Genomic DNA, 9,825 nt, shown 5'->3' with positions numbered 1-9,825 from the left:
GCGCCAACCCCCACCCGTTCGTCCCGAGCGGCGCTATACGCGCCAAGGTCGAATTCGAACTCGGCATTCATGGTGTCTCGCAAGATTGCCCAAGTAGACGGAGGCCCGGCTCACCACGAACGGCCGGTATGCTGGTCCTTCGCGCCAACCCCACCCGTTCGTCCCGAGCGGCGCCGATACGCGCCAAGGTTGAGCACTGGCTCGGCAATGGTGGCGCCAGTCGAGGGATCGGGCGGCGGCACTCAAGGATTGGCGCCGGTCTCGGCGTCGTTGGCCGGGACGGTGTCGAGGGCGGCGTAGGCGGGCATGCCGATGCGGCCGATGCCGGGAAGCTTGATCGCGGGGTGGAGGAAGTCGGTGCCGAAGTTCAGCCCGAGCAGGTTGAACTCGATGCCTTCGTGCAGCCCGAGGCTGATGCCGAGCATGCCGGCGAGGGAGAGCTGGTAGCCGGTGCCGGAGGGGGTGGACGCGAGAAAGCCGTCGATCGGGTAGTCCTTGCCGATCGCGGTGGCCGGTAGCACTACCGATAGCTCGGGTGTGCGACGCAGCACCCAGGCGATGAAGGTGTTGCTGTTCGGCCCTGGCCATGCGCGATAGTGGTTCGCCGCCGGATAGTCGGCGACGGCGCGGCGAATCTCCTCGATCGCGCGCTCGGCGGTGGCGCCGCGGGTTTCGCCGAGCAGCATGGGCGCCGTGCCTCGGCGCATTCGATCGGGAATCTGCTGGGAAACGCTCACGTGGGGCGTGCGCCACTGATAGACTTGATAGGTGGTGTAGGCGGAGGCGTTGGCTGGCTTGGCGGCAATCCAGGTATGCACGGCGAAGGCGCCACGCCAGTCGTACAGCCGGACCGCATAGACCTGTACCACCGCCTCCGGCGTATCGGCGGGGGATGGCGCAAGCCCGGCGCTGGTGCGCTCGAAGCTGATCGGTGTGTCGGCCACCGCGTCGATGCGCTGCAGGGCGAGCATCGACAGGGGACCGGAAAGCAGCAGGGCAAGGGCCAGTAGCAGCAGCGCGAATGCGGTGGCCGCACGCTTGGTCAGGGCACAAAGAAGAGATGCTTCTTGGGTTCTATCCATGGGGCTACCACGCGTATCGGGCCCATCGGGCGCTGTCCGAAAGCCATCCGCGCTCGATCGTATCGGGCTGGAATGGTCCTGAGCCGTTGTCGATCCTCGTCTCGCGCTGGCCCAAGGGATGCTCTGGGCAAGGCGAGATGGATTGACGGAGTGCCGGACGCGGCCATCCGTTGGCGCGCGGGCGGCGAGAGCGCCTACGCGACGTCACGTAATGACACCTTAAGGCAATTGAAGCGACGCAGGGTTCCGCGACAATGGACCCCGGCGGGGGCATGCGCAGCCTCTTGATGCAAGTACCATACCTAGAATACCCAGGTCCGATGCCAGGGAAGAGCATGTACCGCAAGGAGAGCCACCGTTCATGGTGATTGAAAAAGACGCCATCGGCATGCAAGAGCGAAAGAAGAGCGCCGTCACGACCTCGACCGGTAAGGAGCGATTCATTCCGCTCGAGTGGCTGCGTTTTTGGCTGGGTTTCTACATCGTCATATTCCATACCCTGCACCACTATGGGGATGTGCTGCCCTGGGCGCCCTACATCACCAACATCGGTTTCTTCTCGACCAGCACCTTCTTCCTGCTCTCGGGTTTCCTGCTTGCCCATGTCTATCTCGAAGCCCGCGCGGGAGGGGGCTTCGAAATGCGCGAGTCGAGCCGCAGCTTCCTGACCAAGAGGATCTCCAATCTCTATCCGATCCATATTGGTGCGATCCTGCTCACCGTGATGGTCCTCGTGGTGCTGCCGCTGCTTGCGCTTACCCCCGAGGACGTCGAGAACACCTCGTTTCGCTTCGTGATCTACGACACCAATAACGATACGCCGGCGGAGTCGCTCTTCCACTGGCTCGACGATCGAGAGCTGCTGCTGGCGGCGGTCATGAACCTGACCATGACCCATGCCTGGAACCCTTACTACCTGACCTTCAACGCGCCGTCCTGGTCGATCTCGGCGCTGTTCTTCTTCTATCTGACCTTCCCGCTGTTGGGCCCCTGGCTGCGCGGGCTGCGTCGTCCGCTTCCGGCGCTCTCCCTGCTCAACCTGCTCTACCTGGTGCCGCCGGTGGTGGTGATACTGACCACCAGCTACGGCGTGCCGGAAACCGGCATCCTGCACCGCAATCCGCTGATCCGGCTGCCGGAGTTCCTCGCCGGTATCGTGCTGTGCGCGCTCTACCATCGCCGTCGCGAGGCGGGGGTCGGGCTCTCGCCGGCGATGGCGGGGGCGCTGATGGTGCTGATCGTGGTCGAGATCGTGATCGCCTCTTGGCTGCTCACCGGGGGCAAGGGCAGTGCGGCCTACTACCTGTTGCACAATGGCCTGATGCTGCCGGCCCAGCTCGCCCTGCTGTTTCTCTGCGTGCAGCTGCCCTCGACCGGATCGGCGCGCTGGCAACGGATCGCTTCGCGGCTTGGCGGTGCCTCGCTGCCGATGTTCGCGCTGCACGTACCGCTCTACCTGATCTTCTCCCGGGTCGAAATGGTGCTGGCCGGAGAGCCCTCGCTGTGTGCGGTGGGCGAGTGGCGCGCCTGTTTCGACGCCGCGGGTGAGACCTCGCTTGCCTGGTATCCGCTCTATCTGCTGCTGACGGTGCTGTTCTGTGTGGTGTTCCAGGAGCAGTTCGTGGTGCGGGTACGCCAATGGCTGGTCGCCCACTTGCTGCCCAAGCAGGCCTGAGCCTCGGCCTCAGCGCGTGCTTATCTCGGCCCACAGCGCCTCAAGCGCCTCTGTCCGGGGGCGTCTGGCGCGGAACAGCCGCAGCTCGAGCGGTACTTCCCAGTCGCGCTGGCCGGCGGCGACCAGCTCGCCGCTGGCCAGCGCCGCGCGGGCGGTGCGGGCGGGCAGCCAGCCGAGCCCGTAGCCGCCCTTGACCAGTTCGAGGATGTTGACCGCCTGGATGCTCTCGCTGAGCGTGGTGAGGAAGGGAGGCTGCGATTGTTCGCCGAGGTGCGCGCGCAGCGTGGCGTCGAGCAGTCCGCGAGGGTGGAAGGCGATGTGCGGCAGCGGCCGGCGGCGCTCTCCGGGCAGCCGGAAGCGTGGCGCGCCCTGTGGGTCAGGGGCGCTGAGCGGCAGCAGCCGCTCGCTGCCGACCACCACCGAATCGAACGCATCGAGATCCAGAGGTGGCTCGATCCGCCGGGTGGGCCAGTAGCACAGCGCCAGCTCGCACTCACCGCGCTCCAGCGCGTCGAAGTAGTCGCGGATCAGCCAGCTGGTGGCACGCAGATAAGGGGTCAGCCGGTCGTGCACCCGGTGCCGGCGGCTCCACTCGTCGACGAAGTGGACCAGCAGGCTATGGGGCGCGGCGAGCAGTACCCGGCGCTCCGCTCCGGCGTCGATCGCGCGGATTCTCTCGCGGGTCAGGCGCAGGCGCTCCTGGATCTGCTCGCACAGTACCAGGAACTCCTCTCCGGCCGGAGTCAACGACAGCGGCAGGCTCTGGCGATTGATCAGCGGCGCGCCGATCTCCTCCTCGAGCAGCTTGATCCGGCGGGAGAAGGTCGGCTGCGAGACGTTCGAAAGCTCCGCGGCGCGGGAGAAATGGCGGGTTCGCGCGAGCACGACGAAGTCCTCGAGCCATCGGGTCTCCATCGCTCAGCGCTCCGTCGCTCGAGTGCTGGAACTCAATCGCGACCCTCCTCGACGGCGTGACAGGCGATCAGCGTATCACCATGGCGCGCCAGTTGCGGAATCTCACGGCGACAGCGCTCGTTGGCGATCGGGCAGCGGCCGTGGAACACGCAGCCCGGGGGCAGCTCCACCGGGGTCGGCACCTCGCCGGAAAGCCGTACCCGTTCGACGCCGTGGTCGCTGAGCCGAGGAATCGCCGAGAGCAGCGCCCTGGTGTAGGGGTGGCGCGGGGTGGCGAACAGCGCGGCGGTGGGTGCTACCTCGCAGACCGTGCCCAGGTACATCACCACTACCCGGGTGCCGAAATGCTCGACCACGGCGAGGTCGTGGGTGATGAACAGGTAGGTGAGATCGCGCTCGCGCTGGGCGTCCATCATCAGGTTGAGCACCTGGGCCTGGATCGAGACGTCGAGCGCCGAGATCGGCTCGTCGGCGACGATGAACTCGGGGTCGACCGCCAGCGCGCGCGCGATCGCGATACGCTGGCGCTGGCCGCCGGAGAACTCGTGGCCGAAGCGCTTGCCCCAGTCCGGGGCAATGCCGACCGCCTCCATCACCTCCACTACCTTCTCCTCGACCCGCCGGCGCTCCCAGTCGGGGTGGTGGAAGCGGATCGGCTCCTGCAGGGTCTGGCTGATCGTCATCCGCGGGTTGAGCGAGGCGTAGGGGTTCTGGAAGATCATCTGCATTCGCCGCCGATAGGGCAGCAGGGCGCGCGGCGCCAGCCCGTCGATGCGCTCTCCGCGATAGCGGATCTCGCCTTCGCTGGGGCTGATCAGTCCCATCACCGTGCGCGCCACGGTCGACTTGCCGCAGCCCGACTCACCGACCACGCACAGCGCCTCGCCGCGCAGGACCTCGAGGTCGACGCCGTTGATCGCGTGCACGTACTTGCGGTTTCTCACCAGGCGCCCGCCGCGAAAGCGCAGCTGGTCGAGCAGTCCTGCGCTGAGCGAGAAGCGCTTGCGCAGCCCCTTGATCTCGAGCAGCGGCGCGGCTTCATCGGTAGCGATGGCATGGTTGGCGCTCATGGCGTGGCCTCCTCGAGATCGAGCTGTTGCATCTGGCGCACCATGTGGCAGGCGACCCGGCAGTTGCCGGAGTCGACGAACGGCGGCACCTGGGCCCGGCAGCCCGGTCGGGGCGAGCCGTCGGGCAGCTGGGCGAAATCGCAGCGGGGATGGAAAGCGCAGCCGCTCGGGATATGGGCGAGCGATGGCATCGAGCCGCGAATCTGGTTGAGCCGCTGCCCGGGGGGAGTCATCTGCGGCAGCGCGTTGATCAGCCCCTGGGTGTAGGGATGCTGTGGGTCGTTGATGATCTCGCGGGTCGGCCCCGACTCGATCACGCGGCCGGCGTACATCACCAGCATCCGCTGGGTCACCTGGCTGACCACGCCGAGATCGTGGGTGATCAGGATCAGGCCGACGTTGTGGCGTTCGCAGAGCTCGAGCAGCAGCGCCATGATCTCGGCCTGGATGGTCACGTCGAGCGCGGTGGTTGGCTCATCGGCGACGATCAGGTCGGGGTCGAGCAGCAGGGCGATGGCGATCACGATCCGCTGGCGCATCCCCCCGGAGAGCTCATGGGGATACTGGTCCAATCGCTGCTCAGGGGAGGGGATCTGGACCTGGCGCAGCCGCGCCAGCGAAAGCTTGCGCGCCTCGGAGGTGGAGATCCTGCGGTGGGCGCGCAGGCACTCGATCATCTGCGCGCCGATGGTCAGCACCGGATTGAGCGTCATCATCGGGTCCTGGAAGATCATCGAGATCCGATTGCCCCTGGTGCGGCGCCACTGGCGCTCGCTGTAGCGGGTGAGCTCTTCATTGTCGAAACGGATGCTGCCGGCGTGGATGAAGCCGGGACGCGAGATCAGGTTGAGCAGCGCGAACGCGGCCACCGACTTGCCGGCGCCGGACTCGCCGACGATACCGAGGCGCTCACCGCGCTCCAGGGAGAAGGAGACGTCGCGCAGCGCCTGCACCTCGCCCTGGCGCAGCGCGAAGCGCACGTCCAGCCCTTCGACTTCGAGTAAAGGCATGGGAGGGCTCCTCAATTCTTGTACAGACGCGGGTTCATCACGTCGCGCAGCCAGTCGCCGAGCAGGTTGATCACCAGCACCAGCACCACCAGCACCGCACCGGGCAGCAGGGTGATCCACCATGAGCCCGACTGGATGTAGTCGAAGCCGGAGCGGATCAGCGAGCCGAGCGAGGGCTGGGTCTCGGGCATGCCGAGGCCGAGGAAGGAGAGCGCGGCCTCGGAGATGATCGCGTTGGCGATCTGCACCGTGGAGATGACGAAGATCGGCGACATCGCGTTGGGCAGGATGTGGCGGAACATGATCCGCCGGCTCGGCAGCCCGATCACCCTGGCCGCGTCGACGTACTCCTTGCCCTTCTCGGCAAGCACCGTGGCGCGCACCGTGCGTGCGTACTGCGGCCACTCGGCGAGGCCGATGATCACCACCAGCAGCGCCACCGCATAGCTCGAGTAGGTGGCACGGCCGAAGCTGGCCTGGACGATCGCGCCGACGATGATCGCCACCATCAGGGTGGAGAACGACAGCTGGACGTCGGCCAGGCGCATCAGCAGCGCATCGACCCGCCCGCCGAGGTAGCCGGCCAAAAGCCCGAACACCACCCCGATCAGTGCCTGCAGCGCCACCGCGCCGAAGCCGATGATCAGCGATACCCGTGCGCCGTAGAGAATGGTCGAGAGCATGTCCCGGCCCTGGGCGTCGGTGCCGAGGGGGAAGCGCGGGTCGCTGCCGTCGACCCAGAAAGGAGGCAGCTCCGAGCTCATGATGTCGATCTGGGTCAGGTCGTAGGGATCGTTGGGCGCGATCCACGGCGCGAACAGCGCGGCGAGCACCATCAGCGCGAAGATCAGTAGGCAGAGCTGAACCCCGATATCACGCTTGAAGCTGTAGTAGAGATAGCTCTCGCGCAGAAGCTTCAGGCGTGAAACGCGCTCACCGGCCGCGACCTGCTCGAGCGCCTTGTCCGGGGTTGCGGAGGGCGGCGGATTGGATTCGCTCATGCGGCGCTCCCGGTCAGCTTGACGGTCGGGTTGACCAGGCCATAGACCAGGTCGACGAGGGTATTGGTGACCACGAAGATCACCCCGACGATCATCAGGTAGGCGGTGATCAGCGGGATGTCGCTGCGGTTGATCGCCTCGAGGAACATCAGGCCCATGCCCGGCCACTGGAACACCGTCTCGGTGAGGATGGTGTAGGCGACCATGGTGCCGATCTGCACCCCGCCGACGGTGATCACCGGCAGCATGGTGTTCTTCAGCGCATGGAGGAAGTAGATCCGCCGCAGGTGCAGCCCTTTGGCGCGGGCGAAGCGGACGTACTCGGACTGCAGTACTTCGAGCATCTCGGCACGGATCAGGCGGATGAACAGCGGCAGCATGATCGAGGCGAGCGAGATCGCCGGCAGGATCAAGTGGCGCAGGCCGTCGAGGCTGGCGAAGTTGGTCCACCACGAGCCGACGATATGGACCAGCTGGTTGCCGCGACCGAACGCCGGCAGTCCACCCTGGGTGGAGAGCAGGCCGTTGAGCCACGCGCCCCAGCCGGTGTCGCCGGGAAACAGGGTGAACTGCATGCCGATCGAATAGAGCTGGATTAGCACGATCGCGGTGAGGAACACCGGCACCGAGATGCCGAGGATCGAGACGCTCATGAACGCCCGCGAGAGCAGCGACCTGGGCTTGATCGCGGCGAACACACCGATCGGCACCGAGAGCAGCAGGATCAGCAGGCTCGCGGCGAAGACCAGTTCCAAGGTCGCCGGCAGATGGCGCAGGATCACATCGAGCGCCGGCTCGCGGTAGAAATAGGAGTTGCCGAGGTCGCCCTGCAGCGCGCCCGCGGCGAAACGCAGGTACTGGGTGATGAACGGATCGTTGAGCCCGAGCTGTTCGCGCAGCGCCGCACGCTCGGACTCAGGGACCGACTGGCCGACCATGCTAGCGATCGGGTCGCCGAGATTGTTCTGGATCGCGAACGCCACCAGGCTGATCACCAGCATCACCAGGATGGCGTGACCGAGCCGCTTGATCAGAAAGGCCGCCATGGGCTGGTTACCTTCGAAAGCGAATGAATGGAAGCCGCCCCCTGCGGGGCCGCTCCATGATGGAAATCGAGGGGAATGCGCGCACGGCTTAGCCGTGCGCGCTTCGAGTCACTGGCTAGAGAGTCACTCGCGGACCACTAGGTCGCCGAGATAGGGGAAGTCGAGCACGTTGACCACCGGCTCGAGCTCGACGTTCTCACGTGCGCCATAGGCCAGGTTCTGCCAGTGGATCGGGATGAAGCCCGCATCGTCGCGAAGCTTCGCTTCCGCTTCCTGGAGCATCGAAGAACGCCGGTCGGTGTCGAGCTCGACGTCGGCCGCCCTGATCATCGCATCGATCTCTTCGTTGCAGTAGCTGCCGAAGTTGTACTGGCCGGCGCCGGTGGCGTCGTCGCGGCACATGGTCAGGTACTGGAAGAAGTTGGCGGTGTCCTCGGTGTCGGCGTGCCAGCCGATCAGCGCCATGTCGGCCTGGCGGGTATCGTACTCCGGCCAGTACTGGGTGATCGGCATGGTCCGCAGATCGACCCGGATACCGATCTGCGACAGCATCGTCGCGACCGCCTGAGCGATCTGGGCATCGAAGGTGTAGCGGTTGTTCGGCGAGATCATGCTGATCGAGAAGCCGTCACCGTAGCCCGCCTCCTGCATCAGCGCCCGGGCGCGCTCGACATCGTAGCGCGGCTCGAGCGCTGGGTTGTGACCGGCATAGCCTTCCGGCGAGAGCTGCGCGGCGGGGGTGGCGAAACCGCGCATCAAGCGCTGGTCGATACCGACCTGGTTGATCGCATAGTCGACCGCCTGGCGTACCCGCGCGTCCTTGAACGCCTCCTGGGTTTCCTCATTGAGCTGGAAACCGATGATCCGGGTGCCGGGGATCTCGACCAGATTCACGCCGGATGCATTGCGCACCCGCTCGATGTCGTTCGGCGGTACCGCATCGATGAAATCGACACTGCCGGAGAGCAGCGCCGCGACCCGGGTGGCATTCTCGCTGATCGGGGTGAGGACGATCTCATCGACGTTGCCGGGGGAGTCGGTATCCCAATAGTCCGGGAATCGTTCGAAATCGACCCTGACGCCCTGCTGGCGCGCGGTGATCCTGAACGGACCGGTGCCTGAGGCATTCTGGGTCGCGAAGTTCGACTGGCCGAACGGCACGATCGCGCTCTTGTCGTTGCCCTGATCGTCCTCGCCCGAGTAGTAGGCGCTGTCCATCGGGAAGATGTAGGTGGCGATATTGAGCAGCAGCGGGTAGGGCGAAGCGGTCTTGAACTCGACGGTGTGCTCGTCGATCGCGGTAGCGCTGACGATCGGTTCGAAGATCGCCCGGAAGTCAGGGCTGCGCTTGAGACGCTCGACGGTCCAGACCACGTCTTCGGCGGTGAAGTCGTTACCCGAATGGAACTTGACGCCGGAGCGCAAGGTCATCCGCAGGGTAGTATCGTCGACCTGGTCCCAACCGGTGGCCAGCCGCGGCTCGATCTCCAGCTGTTTGTTCCAGCGCACCAGCGGATCGAACACCAGGTGCGAAAGGCGCAGCACCCCGCCCGACAGCTGCTGCTGGATATCTAGGGTCTCGGGATCGGCGTCGTAGGCGATACGCAAGGTCGCGGCATTGGCCTGGAACGCAACGGTTGAAATCGCCGCGCCAAACAGACTGGCGAGCAAAGTGGTACGCAGAGCGGTTTGCCTGAGGTTCATCAGCTATTCCGACGTGTTGTGATTGATATTGTGATCGCCGCGTCGAGCGCGGTCTGGTTACGCACGGTCGAGTCCACCTTAGTGATTGAGTTTTCATCGCGGCAATAGAAATTGTCTTGGTGGCGATACGTGGAATCGATCAACGACCGGGACATGGGCGTTGTGGCGGCATGGTGTTAAGTTTGGGTTAAATTTACAGACTTGCCGCGCCTGCACTGGGTGCTCGGGGATATCAACCTCCGTTCATTGTGGGGAGCGAGGTCCCTTCGATATCCACTCGTGGTGAGCCGGCGAGGACCCTTCGATATCCGCTCGTGGTGAG

Annotated in this window: 8 protein-coding genes; 1 reads left to right on the top strand and 7 read right to left on the bottom strand. The window is 65.4% G+C overall.

The annotated features are described in order from the left end of the window. Positions 1-242: 242 nt before the first annotated feature. The gene (locus tag Q376_RS23730) at positions 243-1,082 is read right to left on the bottom strand and encodes a DUF3750 domain-containing protein (RefSeq protein WP_081803680.1); all 840 of its coding nucleotides are present in this window, start codon (positions 1,080-1,082) and stop codon (positions 243-245) included. Positions 1,083-1,443: 361 nt separating this feature from the next. Between Q376_RS23730 and Q376_RS0119970 the strand changes: the two genes are divergently transcribed. Then, on the top strand, positions 1,444-2,757 hold the full coding sequence (locus Q376_RS0119970; RefSeq protein WP_245599013.1) for an acyltransferase family protein: 1,314 nt from the start codon (positions 1,444-1,446) through the stop codon (positions 2,755-2,757). Positions 2,758-2,766: 9 nt separating this feature from the next. Here the strand turns inward: Q376_RS0119970 and Q376_RS0119965 are convergent, their stop codons facing one another. The 6 genes from Q376_RS0119965 to Q376_RS0119940 all read right to left on the bottom strand — a co-directional run bounded on the left by Q376_RS0119965 (position 2,767) and on the right by Q376_RS0119940 (position 9,503). Next, positions 2,767-3,672 (bottom strand): LysR family transcriptional regulator, encoded by a 906-nt coding sequence (locus Q376_RS0119965; protein WP_027351788.1) that lies wholly within the window; start codon positions 3,670-3,672, stop codon positions 2,767-2,769. Between the two features lie 32 nt (positions 3,673-3,704). Next, entirely contained in the window at positions 3,705-4,742 is a 1,038-nt protein-coding gene (locus Q376_RS0119960) for an ABC transporter ATP-binding protein (RefSeq protein WP_027351787.1), read from the bottom strand. Continuing rightward, positions 4,739-5,752 (bottom strand): ABC transporter ATP-binding protein, encoded by a 1,014-nt coding sequence (locus Q376_RS0119955; RefSeq protein ID WP_027351786.1) that lies wholly within the window; start codon positions 5,750-5,752, stop codon positions 4,739-4,741. The genes Q376_RS0119960 and Q376_RS0119955 overlap by 4 nt, the downstream gene beginning before the upstream one ends. Positions 5,753-5,763: 11 nt before the next feature. Further along, positions 5,764-6,753: an ABC transporter permease gene (locus Q376_RS0119950; protein ID WP_081803679.1), complete on the bottom strand. Its 990-nt coding sequence runs from the start codon at positions 6,751-6,753 to the stop codon at positions 5,764-5,766. Continuing rightward, positions 6,750-7,799 (bottom strand): ABC transporter permease, encoded by a 1,050-nt coding sequence (locus tag Q376_RS0119945; RefSeq protein ID WP_027351784.1) that lies wholly within the window; start codon positions 7,797-7,799, stop codon positions 6,750-6,752. The genes Q376_RS0119950 and Q376_RS0119945 overlap by 4 nt, the downstream gene beginning before the upstream one ends. Positions 7,800-7,922: 123 nt before the next feature. Continuing rightward, complete coding sequence (locus Q376_RS0119940) at positions 7,923-9,503, bottom strand: ABC transporter substrate-binding protein (RefSeq protein WP_043449097.1); 1,581 nt, start codon at positions 9,501-9,503, stop codon at positions 7,923-7,925. Positions 9,504-9,825 lie beyond the last annotated feature (322 nt).

It is taken from the genome of Halotalea alkalilenta DSM 17697 (genome assembly GCF_000621205.1).
Taxonomy (GTDB): Bacteria; Pseudomonadota; Gammaproteobacteria; order Pseudomonadales; family Halomonadaceae; genus Halotalea; species Halotalea alkalilenta.
Note: the sequence above shows the minus strand (reverse complement) of the source record. Positions and strands in the feature narration are given on the sequence as shown.